At 40.2% G+C, this 18,674-nt stretch carries 18 protein-coding genes; 4 read left to right on the forward strand and 14 right to left on the reverse strand.

Annotated features, from left to right (window positions below; all coding sequences use genetic code 11):
• Positions 1-84: 84 nt before the first annotated feature.
• The 4 genes from BQ9859_RS11085 to BQ9859_RS11100 form a co-directional block, all read right to left on the reverse strand.
• Entirely contained in the window at positions 85-972 is an 888-nt protein-coding gene (locus tag BQ9859_RS11085; protein WP_075878219.1) for a hypothetical protein, read from the reverse strand.
• 44 nt (positions 973-1,016) lie between these two features.
• Positions 1,017-3,026 carry an ATP-dependent DNA helicase RecG gene (gene recG / locus BQ9859_RS11090; protein ID WP_075878220.1) on the reverse strand — a complete coding sequence of 670 codons (2,010 nt, stop codon included), beginning with the start codon at positions 3,024-3,026 and terminating at the stop codon, positions 1,017-1,019.
• Positions 3,017-3,808, reverse strand: coding sequence for a hypothetical protein (locus tag BQ9859_RS11095; protein ID WP_075878221.1), 792 nt, complete (start codon positions 3,806-3,808; stop codon positions 3,017-3,019). The genes recG and BQ9859_RS11095 overlap by 10 nt, the downstream gene beginning before the upstream one ends.
• Before the next feature lie 69 nt (positions 3,809-3,877).
• Positions 3,878-4,330: a hypothetical protein gene (locus BQ9859_RS11100; RefSeq protein WP_075878222.1), complete on the reverse strand. Its 453-nt coding sequence runs from the start codon at positions 4,328-4,330 to the stop codon at positions 3,878-3,880.
• A gap of 170 nt (positions 4,331-4,500) precedes the next feature.
• Between BQ9859_RS11100 and BQ9859_RS11105 the strand changes: the two genes are divergently transcribed.
• Positions 4,501-5,376 carry a mechanosensitive ion channel family protein gene (locus BQ9859_RS11105; RefSeq protein ID WP_075878223.1) on the forward strand — a complete coding sequence of 292 codons (876 nt, stop codon included), beginning with the start codon at positions 4,501-4,503 and terminating at the stop codon, positions 5,374-5,376.
• 209 nt (positions 5,377-5,585) lie between these two features.
• Here BQ9859_RS11105 and BQ9859_RS11110 read toward each other — a convergent pair whose 3' ends face one another.
• From BQ9859_RS11110 to BQ9859_RS11130, 5 genes are all read right to left on the reverse strand, one after another.
• Positions 5,586-6,023: a hypothetical protein gene (locus BQ9859_RS11110; RefSeq protein WP_075878224.1), complete on the reverse strand. Its 438-nt coding sequence runs from the start codon at positions 6,021-6,023 to the stop codon at positions 5,586-5,588.
• 148 nt (positions 6,024-6,171) lie between these two features.
• On the reverse strand, positions 6,172-6,546 hold the full coding sequence (locus BQ9859_RS11115; RefSeq protein WP_075878225.1) for a hypothetical protein: 375 nt from the start codon (positions 6,544-6,546) through the stop codon (positions 6,172-6,174).
• A gap of 56 nt (positions 6,547-6,602) precedes the next feature.
• Positions 6,603-6,914, reverse strand: a complete 312-nt coding sequence (gene trxA, locus BQ9859_RS11120; RefSeq protein ID WP_075878226.1) for a thioredoxin — start codon at positions 6,912-6,914, stop codon at positions 6,603-6,605.
• Positions 6,915-6,929: 15 nt separating this feature from the next.
• Positions 6,930-7,823 (reverse strand): Cof-type HAD-IIB family hydrolase, encoded by an 894-nt coding sequence (locus BQ9859_RS11125; RefSeq protein WP_075878227.1) that lies wholly within the window; start codon positions 7,821-7,823, stop codon positions 6,930-6,932.
• Entirely contained in the window at positions 7,820-8,683 is an 864-nt protein-coding gene (locus BQ9859_RS11130; RefSeq protein ID WP_075878228.1) for a Cof-type HAD-IIB family hydrolase, read from the reverse strand. The genes BQ9859_RS11125 and BQ9859_RS11130 overlap by 4 nt, the downstream gene beginning before the upstream one ends.
• Positions 8,684-8,784: 101 nt before the next feature.
• On the opposite strand from BQ9859_RS11130, the gene ybaK reads away from it, so the two are divergent.
• A complete protein-coding gene (gene ybaK, locus BQ9859_RS11135) occupies positions 8,785-9,264 on the forward strand; it encodes a Cys-tRNA(Pro) deacylase (protein WP_075878229.1) in 480 nt (159 codons plus the stop codon).
• Between the two features lie 10 nt (positions 9,265-9,274).
• Here the strand turns inward: ybaK and BQ9859_RS11140 are convergent, their stop codons facing one another.
• Positions 9,275-9,868, reverse strand: a complete 594-nt coding sequence (locus BQ9859_RS11140; RefSeq protein WP_075878230.1) for a hypothetical protein — start codon at positions 9,866-9,868, stop codon at positions 9,275-9,277.
• Positions 9,869-9,980: 112 nt separating this feature from the next.
• Here BQ9859_RS11140 and pyrR point away from each other — a divergent pair, with 112 nt between their 5' ends.
• Positions 9,981-10,499 carry a bifunctional pyr operon transcriptional regulator/uracil phosphoribosyltransferase PyrR gene (gene pyrR, locus BQ9859_RS11145; protein ID WP_075878231.1) on the forward strand — a complete coding sequence of 173 codons (519 nt, stop codon included), beginning with the start codon at positions 9,981-9,983 and terminating at the stop codon, positions 10,497-10,499.
• A gap of 66 nt (positions 10,500-10,565) precedes the next feature.
• Positions 10,566-11,204 (forward strand): TMEM165/GDT1 family protein, encoded by a 639-nt coding sequence (locus tag BQ9859_RS11150; protein WP_075878232.1) that lies wholly within the window; start codon positions 10,566-10,568, stop codon positions 11,202-11,204.
• Here the strand turns inward: BQ9859_RS11150 and BQ9859_RS11155 are convergent.
• The 4 genes from BQ9859_RS11155 to BQ9859_RS11170 form a co-directional block, all read right to left on the reverse strand.
• Positions 11,201-12,805: a nucleoside kinase gene (locus BQ9859_RS11155; protein WP_075878233.1), complete on the reverse strand. Its 1,605-nt coding sequence runs from the start codon at positions 12,803-12,805 to the stop codon at positions 11,201-11,203. The two genes, BQ9859_RS11150 and BQ9859_RS11155, sit on opposite strands and share 4 nt — an antisense overlap.
• A 6-nt stretch (positions 12,806-12,811) precedes the next feature.
• Positions 12,812-13,231, reverse strand: coding sequence for a hypothetical protein (locus BQ9859_RS11160; RefSeq protein ID WP_083662882.1), 420 nt, complete (start codon positions 13,229-13,231; stop codon positions 12,812-12,814).
• 86 nt (positions 13,232-13,317) lie between these two features.
• Positions 13,318-16,293 carry an Ig-like domain-containing protein gene (locus BQ9859_RS11165; RefSeq protein WP_075878235.1) on the reverse strand — a complete coding sequence of 992 codons (2,976 nt, stop codon included), beginning with the start codon at positions 16,291-16,293 and terminating at the stop codon, positions 13,318-13,320.
• A 703-nt stretch (positions 16,294-16,996) separates the two neighbouring features.
• Positions 16,997-18,580 carry an IS1182 family transposase gene (locus BQ9859_RS11170; protein ID WP_075878236.1) on the reverse strand — a complete coding sequence of 528 codons (1,584 nt, stop codon included), beginning with the start codon at positions 18,578-18,580 and terminating at the stop codon, positions 16,997-16,999.
• Positions 18,581-18,674: the final 94 nt, after the last annotated feature.

The following is an 18,674-nucleotide window of genomic DNA, read 5'->3' on the forward strand; positions in this document are numbered from 1 at the left end:
TACCTGTGGTTGGTTTATCTCCAACTGAATTCGTGCCATGCCCGGCACACATATAAATAAAAACGGCCTTATACAATGCCGTTTTTATTTGCTTGCGGTTGCTTCTCTTGACTCCGTATTGACCTGCTCGATCTGATAATTCTCTTTCCCTTTTCGCTGTAAATAGGATTCCAGCTGATCGATCCGTTCATCTTCGTCCTCTTTTTCGCTTAAAGAAACCAGCAGCTTTTCTCCATAAGCATTTGTTTCTGTGATGACGCCAGAATCATTGATGGATGGAAAGACGACCATGTAATAAATCGTACTTGTTAACTCTTGAAGATCTTTTTCCTCATCACTGCGATTGATCATGCCGTGTGCATCTAATTGATAAACGACGATCAAACGATCGCTGTTTTCATCATTGTTTGATTTCATAAATGCTTGATAAATAATCTTGGAAGCATCCAATTCCACATTTTCTGCTTCATAAAAATCGGTAAAATCATTTTCCAATATGGATGCAAGATGCTTTTTCAGATAATTGTCGGCATGTGTGCTCAGCGTAGACAGCAAATCCTGTGGAATTGCCTGTGCATTTTCATAACGGTTCGGCAATCCTTCCACAGTGATGATCCGCACCTGGTTGACCGGTTCCAGATGGTATTGCTGCGCAAGGTCATGATCATATTCAGTCGTGATCGTGATCTGGTCCCCATTGGAAAGATCCTCGTTGGGCGTCACCGTATAACGCAGCGAGTCATAAAAATCTTGTAACCGTTGATTGACACTGATTTCTTCATTTTTTACTTGCAGCGTTGCACTGCCGTTTTCCCCGCTGTACAACAATTGAATATGTTTGGTCACATCCACCTCACTGGTACGCAGGAAGAAAAAATATCCGATGAAAAAGAGAGAAAAGATCAAACAAGCCATCCACACAAAGAAAAAACTCTTATCACGGATCTTTTTCTTATTTTTGCTGAATTCCATCCTATCCTCCCTTTCCATATGCTAAGCAGTATTATAGCACAAAGCTAATCTATGTAGGCAGCCTTTTTCAATGCTTCCTGGATATATGAGTGTAAATAACGATACTCCGCATCTTCCAGATGCGATAAGACATATGCTGCATCCGTTCGTGCTGCTTCCAGCATCTTGCCGTCACTGATGACATTGGCAAGAACAAAACCCGGTACGCCGCTCTGTCTGGTTCCTAATAAATCGCCGGGACCGCGCAATTGCAAGTCGTATTGTGAAATGGCAAAACCATCCTGCAGTTTTTCTAACATCTTCAAACGTTCGATTGCCTGAGGATCCTGCGTAGCGCTCAATAAGTAACAATACCCTTTGCGTTTGCCTCTGCCCACTCTTCCCCGCAGCTGATGGATCGTAGACAAGCCGAAACGATGGGCATCATAGATGACCATAACATTGGCGCTTTTTACATCGATTCCGACTTCGATGACTGTGGTCGATATCAAAAACTGGATTTTTTTTGCTAGAAAAGCTTCCATGATCGCTTGTTTTTCTTCTCCGCTCATGCGTCCATGCAACAAAGCAATCGTATAGCGTTTTCCTAACAGACGCTGCATTCCTTCATAAATATCCAATACATTGCGCAAAGGCATCTCTTCATTTTTTTCAATGGCCGGACAGACGACATAACACTGGTCTCCTTGATCAACTAACTGCAGGACTTGTTCCAAGACAGGTCCCATGCTGGAAGAAGGGACAAAGTGCGTTTCGATCGGCATACGTCCTTTCGGCAGATGGGAGATGATCGATACATCCATATCGCCGAATAAGGATTGTGCCAGTGTACGGGGAATCGGCGTCGCGCTCATCAACAGGAAATCTACCTTCTCCCCTTTTTCTAACAGCTGTCTGCGCTGGGTCACGCCAAAACGGTGCTGTTCATCCGCAACGACCATCCCCAGATCATAAAAGTGCACATCTTCTTGAAACAAGGCATGTGTACCTACGATAATATCAATTGTATTATTTGCTAATTCTTCCAATATGATTTTTTTCTGTGCCGGTTTCAATGAGGAACAAAGCAAAGCGACACGGACCTCATGGTCTTTGAACAGCTGCTGCAGGTTTTCGCAATGCTGTCTGGCCAATATTTCCGTAGGAGCCAACAATGCGCCTTGTTTATGGGCAAGCACACAGGCATATAAGCCGAAAGCAGCCACCATCGTCTTGCCGCAACCCACATCTCCCTGCAACATTCGATACATCAGATGCTCGCCAGACAGATCATCTAAGATCTCCTGGATTGCTTGTTTCTGCCCATCCGTCAAAGTGAAAGGCAGGCTTTTCTCCAATGCGAGCACTTCTGCTTTCGAAAACTGTTTTGCGTTTCCTTTTACGATTTCTTTATTTTCCAGATGAATGGCCTGCATCACCAACTGAAAGCGAAAAAATTCCTCATATTTCAAATGACGCAATGCCTGTTTGACTTCTTCCATGGAATGGGGGAAATGGATCCATGCGATGGCCTGACGACGGCTACAAAGCCGATAACGATGCAGTAAAGCAGACGGCAGAAAGGTAGCGATATCTTGCCCGCATACGCTGTAAGCTTTCTGGATCAAACGCCGCAGTTCATTTTGCTTGATTCCTTCTTTCAGATTATAGACAGGATGGATCCCTGCCAACTCTGCCAAAGGCTTTAGATAATATTGTGAAGCCGTGATCCGGCTTTTTCCATTGTATTTGCCGATCAGCGTGATGATTTTTCCCGGCTGAAACTGCGAGACCCAGGGACGATTGAACAGCGTTACCTGAAACTCTTGTGACTGACACAAGATAGAAAAAAGCGTCATCGTTCGATGATTCGCCAGACGAAGCAAAGTTCCCCGCCGAAGGATGGTTCCTTCACAGGTGATCGTATCATTGATGTTCCATTGTGCAACCGGTGTTTCCTGCATCACTTCATAACGAAACGGATAGTAGTCTAACAATGCTTCCACACTGGAGATTCCCATCGTTTCCAGCCTCTGGATCAAACGCTGGCTGTTTGTGATCTTCTTTAATTCCATGATGATTCACATAAGCGAACGATCCATCCGATCCAATGGATGAAAAAATAGGAGAACAAAAGTGCCGCCACAACCTGATACAGCAGGAAGATCCACATCGTCATATCAAAGACACCGGTCATGAACATCGTCAAGATCACCGTGATGACTTCCATCCAGCGATTCATCGTTACCCCAATATTCAATATCAGCACATGCGGCAGCATCATGCTGAAAGTCAGCTGTACCCCCATGGAGCACACATACAATACGATATAACCGACAGCCAAACCTCCGCAAGCTGCCAAGATGTTTTTCCAAGAAGCAAGCATTCCCTGCAGCGCTCCGCTGACGATCTTTGGGATCGAGCGATTGCCGCGGTAAACTTGATAAAAACAAAACAATTGGAAAGCAACACAGAAGAAACAATACAGATAGGCGATCACGGCAATCACCGTATACACGCTGACAAAAAGCACAAAGCTGTAATATACCGCAATCGTGAAGAAAAATAAGATGCTCTCCAGCACTAACATAGGGATACAATCGCGAAAATAGATCACCGTTTCTTCCTGACGCAATGCCGCTACTATATGAAAGAAAAAACGCATATAGACATAAGTGGACAATAGATTCAACAGCCAGAATCCGATGCAGGTCGCTATATCGGATACGATCATGCCCAGAACGATCGAAACGCCTGTATACACAACAAAATAAAGCAGGCTCAGGATGGAAAATACCAGCGTCTGCTTTTTCATATTTACAAATTCTTTCATTGTATGTAAACCATTTTTATTCATGAATGACACCTCAATTCCTTCCTATTATAATCTATTTGCCAAAAAAACAAAAGCCCGTTCACACAGGCTTCAGATATGCTGCTTTGTTATCGGCATTTCTACATCCGGAACATATTTGCGAAAGTAGCGTTCTATTTTTCGGCGGGATAAAGAACAAAAATCCATAGTGGTCCCATCTTTTAATATGACGTGCAGTTCATCCTGCATCCATCCGCATCGATATTGCCATTTTGCAACATCCTGCCAAAATAAGATGAAACACTCATCCGGTTCCTGCGTTTTATAAAAAACGACATAGCGGTCATAAAACTCACAGAGCACTTGATTGTTGGCAAACCCGATCTGATAACACGCAAGCACGATGATTGCGATTCCAATGACTTTTTGATCAATGGAAATCAAGGCAAGACCAATGAGCACGATCATGATCAAGATCGAATACGGTTTGCTTTTTACACAATCCAGTTTCTCTCCATAGGCAGGCAGATTCCATCTTTTCAGCTTCTTGCTCTTCATCCGCATAGAAACACCTCTTACTCTTGTAATTATTATAAAACATTCTAAAAGCGTTGCAATACAATCACATAATTCCACTTATTTTCAGGCTTTTTTCTTACTTTTCATTTGCTTTTTTTATCCTTTTTTGCTGTTTCTGCGATATAATACTTACTACAAAGGTGAGGTGATGCCCCATGGATCTTCTAAAGCAGTTAAATGCGTGGGGAAATAACAGTTTTTTACGTTACGGACTGATCGATACGATTTTATTGATCCTGCTGATCTTGTTGTTTTCCGCTGCAATTTCTAAATATATCTCGCATGTGATCAAAAAGATCCATCCGCGCAATCAAAAAGTGATCTTAAAGATCAAAAAAGTAATTATCTGGATCATTGCTGCATACGCGATCTTAAATCTGTTTGTTCCTGCCCAGGCCGTATTGAATCCGTTATTGGCCAGCGGCGGTATTCTTGCTGTCGTCTTAGGTCTTGCGGCACAGGAAACCGTCGGAAATCTGATCAGCGGCCTCATGATCTTGCTGTTTCGTCCTTTCCACATCCAGGATCTGGTTCGTGTCAACAACGGTCAATATATAGGGACGGTCGTCGAGATCACAGTACGCCACACGGTGATTCAGACATTTGAAAATACACGCATCATCATTCCCAATGCACAAATGAATACGGCAGTCTTAGAAAATATTTCCGATATTCATTCTGCCAAGGCGGATTTTCTTTATATATCGATTGCTTATGACAGCGATCTAAAAAAAGCTATTCAGCTCATAGAAGAAGAAGTCGCAAAACACCCGAAGTATTGTGACCCGCGTACACCGCAAGAGATCAAAAACGGTGTGCCGAAAGTAATCGTACGGGTGACTGATTTTAAGGACAGCGGCATTGAACTGCGGGCAACCGTCTATTCCAATGACAATTCTACTTGTTTTGTCATGTTATCGGATCTTCGTATCGCCATCAAACAGCGCTTTGACGAAGAAGGCATTGAGCTGCCTTACCCAAAAAGAGATATCTATATCAAAGAAATCGTAAAAAAAGAAGATTTCCAGTAATTTCGACAAATTATTTCATCTGCCATGGGTATACTAACATTGACAGATGAAAAAGATCTGTCGTACGCAAAACATCCCTAGAAAATCCCTATTTTGCGTATATCATTCTATCCCCTAATTCGGAAAGGCCTGTCAATGACAGGTCTTTCTATTTCCATAAAAAAAGATCTCTCTTTGTTTCGATCGTTAAAAGAGAGATCTATCTGCTATTATTTACAAGTTGCGCCTTGGTTCTCCATTTCTTTGACCATTTCATCCAACGGCAGTTCTGGATCGCTGGAATCTACGCCGATTGCTTGCATAAACTGACTTTCTTTTGATGCATCAAACACGACATCAGCACTTAATACACCGTCATTGCTTTCCAGGTTGACCTGCACATCATCGCCTTCTTCAAAACCTAAAGAAGACAAGATCATGGATTTCATTGCATCTTTTTGATCTTCTGAGATATCCATTCCCAAATCGATATCTACACCGACCGTGATCGTTTGCAATACATTGTCTGTCCCCTCTAATGTAATATCGATTTTTTGTCCATCTTGTTCAATACTGCAAGTTTTCACTTCTTTTTCTTCCGGTGATCCGGAACCACAGCCCGCTAATAATAATAGAGCAGCAGCTGCTCCTACCAATGTTTTTTTCATTCTAATCTCCTCCCAGCTACCGATCGATATAGCTCTTATTACCTATATTATACCATTAAATAAAAAGTGTGAAAAGTTAGGGTTTACATTTTCTTCACTTAACCTTCACACATTTATCATTATTCACATAGATCGAACCATATCCGCATCATGCGGCGGGCTGGATCTTTTGCACGATCCACTTTAGAAACTCTTCATAAGGCTGAAAATGGATCTCTCCGCCTTCTTCCACTGCGACATAACAGTGTTTCTTTCCTTCATAAATTGTTGCATAGGGCGTCTGTTTTAAGAAAACAAGCCATATTTCTACTTTGACCCTTGTTTTATTGCCCTGGATCATGACTTCATGATACCCCAATGAAGTGCTGACATACAAAGTATCCGGCATTGCTTCACACTGATAGCTCCCGTCAGGACAATCTTTTAGAAACAAAGATCCGCTCTCTATTTGTACAAACAGCGGCTGAAACTGTTTCTCTGCTTCTTTCTGTACTTGTTCTTCGGAAATCCCTGTGATCTTCAATTCTACCACCTCGTGTTACCAGTATAGCATCTCTGCACAAAAAGAAAAAGCAGCTTTTACATAAACTGCTTTAAGAATGAGGCCAACTGTGGTTTTGGCTGATAACCGCTGATTTTCTGGATCAATTCACCATTTTTGAACAGCATCATCGTTGGTACAGACATGATCTTGTATTGAGCTGCTAAAGAAGATTGCTGATCTACATCCACTTTTACGATTTCGATTTGTGAACCGAATTCTTCTGCCAGCTCTTCCAGTACAGGAGAAAGCATCTTACATGGTCCGCACCAAGTTGCGAAGAAATCGACTAATACGAATGGTTTTTCTTTTGTAATTTGATTAAATTCTGCTTCATTGATAATTTTCATAGAAATATCTCCTTCCTACATCGTGTCCAGCATCTGTTCGATCACTTTTGCCGGACCTTCATTTCTATTATTGTCACATACATCATACGCGATTCTTTTTACGCTGTCCAGCGCATTGCCCATCGCATATCCATAGCCGCAAACGCGCAGCATATCGATATCATTTTCGCCATCGCCAAAAGCCATTACCTGTTGGGGATCGATTCCCATCCGTTCACAACAATGACGGACTCCTTCTCCCTTATTGACCCCGATAGGCAAGATTTCCAACCAGCGCGGTGTTGTAGCGCCCCACCATAATTTACCTTGATATTCCTGCAAGAGATCATTGACAAGAGGAAGCCGCTCTGGTTCATCTGTCACACACAATTTATTCATTGTTAATGGCAGTTCACTCGCTTCTTGAATGAAGTACTGGTGCGGATACCCTTTTCGATTGTCATACACAAGGGCGAAGGCGCCTGCAGTCAATGGAACATCATCCGCCAGTCCATGTGCTTTCACATAGGCCTGTTTGATCGGGATCAGGCGCTGGGGGATATAGCAATACAACGTATCATCCAACGACGCGCACATCTCAAATTCCATTGCTTTACATTTTTCAAACAGGTCCATGATCTCTTCTCTGTGCAATTGATGAAAGACCCTGCGCTGTTCTTTTTGCAGATCATAGACTGCTGTGCCGTTGATTTCCACCAGCCAGCCGCCATGCTGGTCCATCTGCAATTCTTTTGCGTAAGGCAGCAGCTTGGGATAGGCTCTGCCTGAAGCGAGGATCAAACGGATCCCGGCTTTCTGCGCACGCAGTAAAACTTCTTTCGTTTTTGATCCGATGCGATCTTCTCCATTTTCATCCCGGATCAGCAAAGTGCCGTCCATATCAAACGCAATGGCTTTCACCTCTTTCATCCTGCATCCTCCTCACAAAAAACATAGCGGGACAATGCTTTGGCAATTCCTTGCCGCTCATTGGTATCCGTTTGGGCGTAAGCCACATCCTTTACTTGCTGCATGGCATTGCCCATCGCAATTCCATAACCGCAGCGGCGGATCATCTCGATATCATTTTCCGCATCGCCAAAAGCGATCACTTCTTTTAAGGTAAAACCATTTTCTTTTGCAATCTGTTCCAAAGCACTCGCTTTGTTCACATTTTTCGGCATGATCTCGATCCATTGCGGTCCCACTTCCAACAGGTCATATTCTTTCAATTCTGCACGAATTTCATCGAGATGCCGGCGAAAATAACGTTGTGTATGTACTAAAACAACTTTATTGATATCTTGTGTAAAATGATCCTTCTCTTTGATCGTAATGAAATTGCGTTCCCCATGTCCCTGTGCCAGACCATAATCCATCGGTCTGCCATGAATCACCCTGGCAAGATGCTTTTTCATTTTCTGCCGCTTGGATATATAGTCATAAAAATCATACCCGCAGCAAAAGATTGCTTCTACATCATATTGTTTCACGACCTGCAAGATCTTTTGGGCATCTGTATTGTCCAATACACGATCCAATTCATACTCTTTTTTAGCAAAGCTGTAGATCATCTGTCCATTCACCAGCGCTAGATAGTGGTTGCCTTTTTCCAGTTCCAATGGCTCATATACAAATTTGGTTCCATTTTTATCTCTGCCGCTGGCAATCGCAATAATGATTCCTTCCTCACTTGCGCGCTTCAATTGGCGCAAAGTCAAAGGATCGATGGTCTTATCGCTGCGCAGCAATGTACCATCCAGATCCAATGCTATCATTTTGATCGTCATTCCCTTATCCTCCCACTCGTAATCATTATAGCAAAGTTGTTTAGAAAAAAAAGTCTTCTATATCGTTTTGTGCTATACTGTTGCATATCGAGGTGAATACAATGAAAACGACAAAAACAAACGCAATGCGTTTATTAGATCAAGCAAAGATCGATTATCAAGTACATGAATATCCGCATGGAAAAGATGCAGTAGATGGTGTAGAAGTCGCCCATTTGATGAAAGAAGATCCATCATGTGTCTTCAAGACACTGATCACGCAGGCAAATACAAAAGAATATCTTGTCTTTATGGTGCCTGTTGCAAAAGAACTGGATCTAAAAAAAGCGGCAAAAGCTGCCGGCGTCAAAAATACTGAAATGATCCATGTCAAAGACATCACGAAAGTCAGCGGTTATGTCCGCGGCGGATGTTCGCCGCTGGCAATGAAAAAACAATACCGTACCTTTATCGATGAAAGTGCCTTGTTGCAAGATCATATCTACTTTAGCGGCGGAAAGATCGGTCTGCAGATCGAAACGGATCCTAACCAGTTGATCGGACTGCTGCAGATCCAGGCAACTGCGATCATAAAAGAATAAAGCAGTGTACTCAGGTACGCTGCTTTTTAAAATGGGCATCTTTCAGTTCTTCCGGTGTATAGCCATGATCGACATACAAACGAATATGATTATAAAATTGAACGAACAAATTGCCGAATCGACCTAATTGTTCCTCCGGAATGCGGATATTGGCATTTAACAAATGGCGCATCTCTTCTTGCGGAGAGCTGCCACGACGAAGTTGCAATGCAATCTTTTCGACCAACGGACGTAAATTTCCATAGGATGTCTGCTGCGCAAGAAAGTCCAATAATGCCTGTGATGACACATTCCATTCTATATAATTTGCGTCTGCATAGTGAAGAAACTCATCTTTCTTGGGAAAATACAATGGTTTGTTTGCACTTCTTTCCAAGATGGTTTCCCATTGTTGCCATGAGTCAAAGATTCCCTCTTGATACAAGAAACCATCTTTGAAACAGCATCCTGGAATTGCTGCAGTTTCTAAATAGTGAAGGATCTCTTTTCTTGTACAGTGCTCCCCGCTGTAGTGTTCGATGACTTCTTTTAAATGCCGGACATGCAAGATGCCATACAATCCGACTGCACAGCGAAATAATGTATCTAACTCTTTTTGTTCCATATCTGCTCACCGCTATTAACTATAACAGAACTATAAGCCAATCGCAAACAAACTTTATCTTCAGAAATTGCGTATTTTTACAAAAAAAGTTATACTTAAGATGGTGATATATGTGGAGAAAAAACTGATCATGGACGAATTAGCAATCCAGCGCTCTTTAAAACGAATCACGCATGAGATCATTGAACGAAACAAAGGTGTGGACAACTTGATCTTAGTAGGTATCTTGACCAGAGGTTTTCATTTGGCACAGGAACTGGCGAATTTGATCGAAGCTTTCGAAGGTGTTCAGGTCCCGGCTTACAGCTTAAACATCGCACACTGGCGAGATGATCATAAACGGATGGATCAAGTTTCTACCCAGCAGATCCCCGTACAGGAAAAAAAGGTCATCCTCGTAGATGATGTCTTATTCAAAGGAAGAACGATTCGTGCCGCAATGGACGCGATCACAAGCTTTGGCCGTGCAAAAGAGATCCAGCTGGCAGTATTGATCGACCGCGGACATCGCGAATTGCCTATTCGTGCAGACTATATCGGCAAGAACATCCCTAGTTCATTAAATGAAAGCATTCAAGTCAAAGTGGAAAGCCTTGATCATGAAAATGCAGTCTATATCTGTCATTCCTAAGCTGTGCAAACAGCTTTTTTTCATATACCCGATGTTGACTGCATACATTTGAACAGAGGTGATACGATGTTCTTTACTTCGTTCCTGCTTGTTTTTTTAGCAGAAATCGCAGATAAGACGCAATTTTTATTATTGGCATTTTCACAGCGCTATTCCCTTCGCTCGATCTTGTTTGGTATGGGATTTGCCTGTGTCTGGCTCAACTTTCTTTCCATCTTTGCGGCATCCTGGCTGCATCACTATCTCTCTGTTCAAGATATCCAATGGATCGCTGCTGTTGTCTTTCTTATCTTTGGTTTTCATTCTCTAAAGATAGCAAACAAAGAAGACAAAAAAGAACGAAAACTGCGTTTCATCTGGCTTTCTGTTGCCATTGCCTTTTTTATTGCCGAATTAGGCGACAAAACACAGGTATCAACCATTACATTAGCGGCACAAAGCAATGAAAAAGCCGCGATCTTCTGCGGCTCTTTTCTCGGTTTATTTCTATCCAATCTGTTTGCCTTGACGATTGGAAAAGTGCTGCTGTCGCATATTTCTGCATCTTCTTTGCGCCTGCTGTCTGCCGCGGTCTTTTTTGGATATGGATCGTGGTCATTATTCCGGCTTTATCCCATGAGCCAGCTGCAGATCGTTTGTTATTGTTTATTTCTTTTTACGGCAGCTTTTTTCTATTCTCTTTGGCAGGAACGAAAATCTTCTTAAAAGAATACGCTGTTTCCGACAAACTCCGCCAAGATGGAATGACTTGGGATATGCGTACTGTCTGCCTCATCGAAATACTGCAACAGCGACAATAGACGCCGAGCTTCCACATAGGCAGGTTCCTTTGGCGTGATTGCTTCTAACAAAGGCAGTGCGATCCTTTTTAAGATCATCATTTCATATACCATCGAAGTATTAAAAATTACATCTGCTTCTTCCTGATATGGATAGATATAATGATCTTCCCCTTCACGAACATGTTTCCATCCTTCTAATGTTTGCTGAGCCAAAAAGTTGCGAAACTGATAATCCCGTACCATGCGGCGAATCAAGCGATAATCACCTGTCGGTATCCGCGTATGAGCATCCAAATTTAAATGTGTCAATGCATTTACATAAATGCGGAATACCTCATCACTATGGAAACCTTCAATTACTTTTGGATTCAAGCCATGGATTCCCTCCATGATCAACAGGTCGCTTTCAGATAAACGAAGAAATTCCCCTCTCCATTCCCGGCGTCCTTTTTGAAAATTATAATGCGGAATCTCGCGTTCTTTTCCTTGCAACAGATCATGGATCGTCTCCTGAAGAAGTGCAAGATCGATTGCCCGCAAGCCTTCAAAATCGGGAGTACGGTCAGGCAGTAATGGACATTGATCGCGATTGATAAAGAAATCATCCATTGCAATGGTATGCGGATGGTAGCCCAGTACGGATAAATGCGTTTTTAAGCGGTGAGAGAAAGTTGTTTTCCCGGCAGAACTAGGACCGCTGATCAAGATAAAACGGCGAAAAGGATGCTGTGATGCAATGATATTGCTCAATTCAACCAGTTCTCTTTCGATCTTTGCTTCACTCATCAAGATCAATTCATCGATGCCATCTGTTTTTACTTTTTCATTCAGCTGAGGAACATTGGTGATCGACAACATTTTCCCCCATTGTTCATACTCATCAAAAACAGAAAACAGTTTCTCTTGTTGTTTCGGATCTGGATGAAAACCAAACCAGTATCCTTGTTTCATGCTAGCCACATACACTTTCTGCAAATACCCGGTGTGCATGCATAAATGACCATAAAAATAATCATCCACCCCACATAATGTATCAATTGCACATATTTCCTTATGGCGATGCAAGATATTTTCAGCTTTATCCGCCATTCCCGCTTGTTGAAATACAGCAACTGCCTCCTCTTTATTGACATATCTTCTAGTGATTTCCTGTTTTGATGCAATCAATTCATCTATCTTATTTTGCAATATCTGCTGCTCATCCAGGGTCAAGCGATGATCATCCAGTTCGCAATACAATCCTTTATCAAGCCGATGCTCGATACGTACTTTCAAAGCAGGAAAACATTGTTTGATTGCAACAACGATGACAAAACATAAAGTCTTTTCCAGCATGACTTTTGCTATTTCACTGTCACGCTTGACCAGTTCATAACTTTTTTGAGGAGCGATCGATGTGCGCAGATCCAATAATTTTCCATCCGCAATTGCTGCAAATACATCTTTTGTCTCTTGCAGACAATCCACGATACGAGCGTCATCCAGAACTTCTTTCCAGATACCATCTATCTGTACACAAGCCATCTTTTTCTATCCTTTCTCTTTATTTTCAGCAATTAACTTCTCGATCGTACTTTGCGGATATGACAACAACTCGCCAAAGCGATAAGCGATCGCCTGGCGAACGGTCACATACTCATTGCGGCGGATCGATTCTGCCTTTACATTTTTTAAAGCAAGGTATTCTTCCAGTACTTTTTTATCTTTATAAAACAAGATCATATATTTTCCTTTTTGTGCACTGGCCGCAAATAGATCACACACTAATAAACGATCTTCCAGATAATACATCGTATGATATTTTTCGCAGATTTCTTCCACAAACGGCAAAATTTCTTTTCTTTCCTCATCTGTATCAAAAGGATGGGACAATGCCAGTTTTTTTACTCCACACCCCACCATTTCATTAAACGCGTCAATCACGCCGCAATGGTATTCTTTCGTATTCATAAAATCCCTCATTTCTACTAATTCTATTATAATAAAATGCCAAAAAAAGAAAAGAGAACAGCTTTCACTGTTCTCCTATGCTCTTATTATTTAGAAAGTTCTCTTTTCTTCCATAAAACGACTGCAATTCCTGCACTTAATACAGCCATTGTTACAAACATTCCGCCAAACATCGCAGCTGAAGTTTCTGGAGTTTCTGTGTTTGGTTTCGTTGTTTCTGTATTTCCGCTAGTCGGTGGAGTTGTAACCGGTTTGATCGCAATAGATTCATTTCCTGTCAGATAGCTTTCTGTTGCACCATCCACATATACTAATGCATAAGTAGAGAATCGATCTGTCTTAAAGCTGTACGTTCCATCTGCATTCTTAGTTAACGGCAATCTTGTGATTTCATCACCATGTACACGAATTACATAGAACTGACGTCCTTCTGTCTGCAATTCTGTCGGAATAGCAATAGATACGGTAATTTCTTTGCTTAACTGATTCAATTCACCAACAGTTGTTCCATCCACTTTTACCAATACATTGATATCCAAGTACTGTGCTACTGTTCCACTTGTTGCGCCGGCTTTATCTTGCAAGTAAGATAATGCTGTTTCTACTGCAGTTATATCTTCGCTTGCAACTTTGTTTTCTTCAACTTTATTGATTACAAGTTCTGTTGTGATATCTTTTCCTTCTGTTACAGCTGTACTAACCGCATTAACTACTGTTTGTTCATTACCTGCAACATCTTTGATCTGCTCAACTGTATCTTTGATCACTTCTTGTGCAGCTGTTTGATCACCTGCAGTCAATCCTGCCTGTACCTCATCTTTATTTGTCGTATCGATTGCTGGTGTTTCAACTGTTACTTCGCTTACTGCATTTACCGTTACTGTACAACTTGCTTCAAAAGTTCCAGCTTTTACTGTGATTGTTGCTTTGCCTGGTGCTACTGCAGTTACTTTTCCATTTTCATCCACTGTAGCAACCTTTGCATTATCTGTTGTCCACTCTAATGTTTCCACAGCACCTTCTGGAGCTAATGTAGCCGTCAATGTAGTCGTTTCTTTTTCATTTAATGTAACACTTGTTTTATCTAAAGCAACGCCTGTTGTTACTGGTACGATTTGATAACCAGTATCTGTCTGGATCAATTTTGTTCCTTCAACAATATACTTCGTCACATCACTAGAGAATGTACCTCCTGTAATAGTAATATTATCTAGCGATTCATCGTTTCCACCGCTCATTTTTGCAATTACTTCATATTTCTCTCCGGCTTTAAATGTACCGCCATTGATCTTAAGAACGCCTTTATCCATATAATCATCGATTTTTCCATTTAAAACAACATTTTGTCCTGATGTAAATGAACCACCATTAATCACTGTTTCATTCCAGTTAAGAACTGCGGATTGTGCAATGTTTTCAAATGTACCATCGTTGATTGTCAAGTTTCCATAATCGTCGTTTTTGATTGTGTTTAAACCGCCAGAAAATTGACCGCCATTAATAATTAATGTAGATGGAAGAGCATTTATATTTTCTTTTCCGTTATACCATCCGTTTTCAATCATACTGGAATATTTTCCATCTTGAGTAACACTAACATCTTTATTGATCACCATGTTTCCATGATTTAAAAGTACATAATAGGAATTACCACCATTTTCCGTAGCACTGCTTCCGTTTTCTAAACTTCTTGTATAAGTTCCACTATCTAAAGTAGCAGTTGCTCCAACTTCATTATAAACAGCAGCTTTTCCATGAGTGATGTTATCTACTGTTCCTTCACCAATGATCTGCAAATCCCCTTGGTTATAAATCGTGTGATTAGATACATTTGTAATGGTATGACCATTTAAATCAATTACTACATTTGCATTATTAGGTATGATAACATCTTCTGTTACATCATCTAGGAGAACTATAATACTTCCATCACCAGCATGATTAATTGCATCTTGTAATGTTACAAAGTCATATCCGGAAATTTCTGCGTTAAAATCCAACACTGTGCCTTTACCTGCCGCAGTATTTCCATCATAAAATAAAGCAGTTGAAGTGGCGTTTAACTCTCCTTCCCAATATTCTGCTTGATTTTTTGAATCAAAAGTATAGGATGAAGAAGATTGCTCAACAACTTGTATTGTGTTATTCTCTAGTTTAATTCCTCCATTCACAACTTGACTACTTTTACCATAGCTTGCAATTGGTGCTACCATGAAATATCCGCTAAATGTACTATTTGTGATAGAGCAATTTTCATAAGAAAGCGTTGATTCTCCTAACAGGTTTCCAACAAAAGCGGAAGCTTTCTGCATGGCTAGTACATTAGCATTATCAATATTTACATTTTTTAATGTTAAAGATCCTCCATTCTGTGCACCTACAATAACGGCAATCATACTGCTACCATATGTATTCACTACTTCGTCAAAAGGATTACAAATCGCTATACGAGCCCCATTAAAATTTAAATTTTGAAAAGTAATATCACAACAGTTATATCCAATGAAAGCTGAATCGTAATAACAATTTTGTCCATCTCCAGGCTTGCTGTCTTGATTTGGTCCTCTTACCCCCGTAGATGTTGTAAGTCCATTAATAGAATAACCATTTCCATCAAATACTGTACTTTGAAGAACTTTATTATTAGCAATCGAATATTTACCATCACTAGAGTAAGAAACAGTACCAGTGCAAATTGGTGTCCAATAATGTGCTGATAAATCTATATTAGAAGTTAAACAAACTGTATATCCAGAAAAATTTTTTCCTGCATTAACTTCTTTTTCCCACCAAACCAATGCATCTGCACTACCAATTTCTACTTTTTTATTATTTTCATCTATAACATAATCAGTAGGTGTTTCAGTAATCACATCATTCCAAAAGCTATCTAATGTATTAAATTTTTTTGTTTCATCTGAGTACCATGTTTCTGTATCTTGAATTCTAACTACAGAAGAACTGGAATTTTTTGCTTTTACATCAATTACATAACCCGAAGTAATTGAAAACAGCGAAAACACCATAAAAACTGATAGAAATAAACTCAATATTTTCTTCATCCTATTTCATCCTCTCCATATTGTTTACTTTATCTGAAAATATTATACCACCATCCCGTTCTTTTTACAATCACCATCTTCCTACGTTACATGAGCTTTTTTATTTTTTATACAGAAGAAAAGAGATGCCGGTCGGCATCCCTTCTCTTCTATAACCCTGAAGCTTTGTACCTTCTTCTGAACTTCCTGATCTTTTCGTATCTTTCACCTGCTAATCAGTCTCATTCATTTCCTTTGCTTCAGAACCAATATCGTTCTTTTTTACTTTCTGCTTGAGGGAATCTCCTTCATCATCCTGTATTATGATCCCAGATGAGCTCCTTTCCTCTCTTGCTTACTTGTTTCACGATATTGATTTTTAACAACTTCTCTCCTGCTTCTTTCTGTTTTTTTTTATAGTTTCCTTATTTTCCTTTTTCTCTAAGCATTCTTTGAGAAGCTGTGTTATAAGCTCTTTCTTTTGACACTTATACTATAGCACACTTCTTTTCTTTTTCGATCATTGTGGCAAATATGGTCGCTTTACTGGTAAAAAAAGAAAAGAGGCTGTAACGAAATAGAAGATTTTAATTAAACGAATCTGTCTATTGAGGTTACGACCTCTTTTTTCTTTTCTTTACTTTGAAATTGTTTCAATTCTCCCAATTATCCCTGTTTTTTGGCATTATGAAAACACCTATTGTGGAAAACCCATCAACATTATTTATGCTTGTGCTTTTTTTCTTGTTTTTTTGTTATGATATTTCATCAGATTAAAGCCTACGCACACCAACAGGAACTCCATTTCTACATTTTTGATGCTTCTCCTATGTAATCTGTCATAAGCATAATCTTCTTTTATCACTCCAAATGCTCCTTCGCTTTGTATGGATCTTTGCACTCGATGATGGATTCCTTCTTCGCTATTTAGTTTTTTTCTCGCTGTTCTTTCAAACTCCTCAAGTATCGGATTCACGCTTATCGTTCGATCTCCCTTGGCTTTCGTACATTGAGATTTGAGTGGGCAATCCGTGCATTTGCCACAGCTGTGCGTTTGATTGATTCGATAATATTTGCTTCTCTTATCAACCGTTTCATTGATACAGCTAAATTCATGTCCTGCCGGGCAGATATATCTTCCATTTCCATTTCTGTTCCAGTTTGATTTGATGAATGTTTTTTTCTTGTAGCTCGTTTCTTTTTCTTTTGAATACATCGTATATTTGATATAGGCTTCCATATCATTTTCTAAACAGAAGAAATAATTATCATAGGATCCATATCCTGCATCCGCTACTACTGTTTTAGGCATCCTGTTATAAAGTGCTCTGAATGTTTCAAGAAATTTGATAAATGTCTTTTGATCGGTTCTATCCTGATAGATACAAGCCAATTGGATATATTCGCTGCTTACTGCTATCTGTGCATTGTATCCTGCCTTGAAGATTCCTGTCTTCATGTAATGGTCCTCTTTCATGTGCATCATCGTTGCATCGTGGTCTGTTTTCGAACAGCTGTTTCTGTCAGGTCCGCATAGTTCAATTCTTTCCAAACAGTTTTGCAGTGTTTCTTTGTATTTCATCAATTCATCATAATAACGCTGAATCTGGCTTTTTCGCTTACCTTTTCCATAAATGAAAGTGATTCCCTCTTGTTCAACGATATGAAAAATTTGGTTAGCCATATTCTCTATGTCTTTTATTGTCCACTCCTCTTTTTGAGATGCTTCAATACGATCACCCAGTTTCTTGACCCATTCGTTTAATCGAGTGAATATTTTATCTCTTGTTTTGATTGCGGTCTTTTTCCAGATGAAAGTAAACTTGTTGGCATTGGCCTCAAGCTTGGTTCCATCAATATAAACCGTATCATGATCAATTGACGGATCTAATATCTCAATTGATTCAAATATATCTCTAAAAATGAATTGGATGTCATATTTTAAATACTTTTGGATGAAACGATGAAATGCCATGTGACTTGGCGTTTCCTCCTGCATCAAGAACATGAAACGGATGTCCGTTCTACAGCTTTTTTCAATATCTCTTAGACTATAAATATGATTCATGAACGCAAACAGGATGACTTTGATCATCTTGAAGGGATTATATTCTTCACGCCCTCTGTGAGCAGGGTGATCAAGATATTTGTTCCAGTTGACTCCTTCCATCACTTCAAGAAAACTGTACACCGGATCAGAAGAATCGATCTTTTTTTCACAATCCAGTGGTAAAATCATCTGAAATGCGGTATAATTCCTATTGCTCAAATAGGAATGATTTAGCTCTAACACTTCGATGTTTTTCATAGCTAAATTATACCAAAAAATGCATCCTTTCTCTTTCGAGATTAGATGCATTTTTTATTTTTGGCTATTCCTTATTCGTTACAGCCTCTTCTTC

It is taken from the genome of Merdibacter massiliensis, from assembly GCF_900155395.1.
GTDB lineage: Bacteria > Bacillota_I > Bacilli_A > Erysipelotrichales > Erysipelotrichaceae > Merdibacter > Merdibacter massiliensis.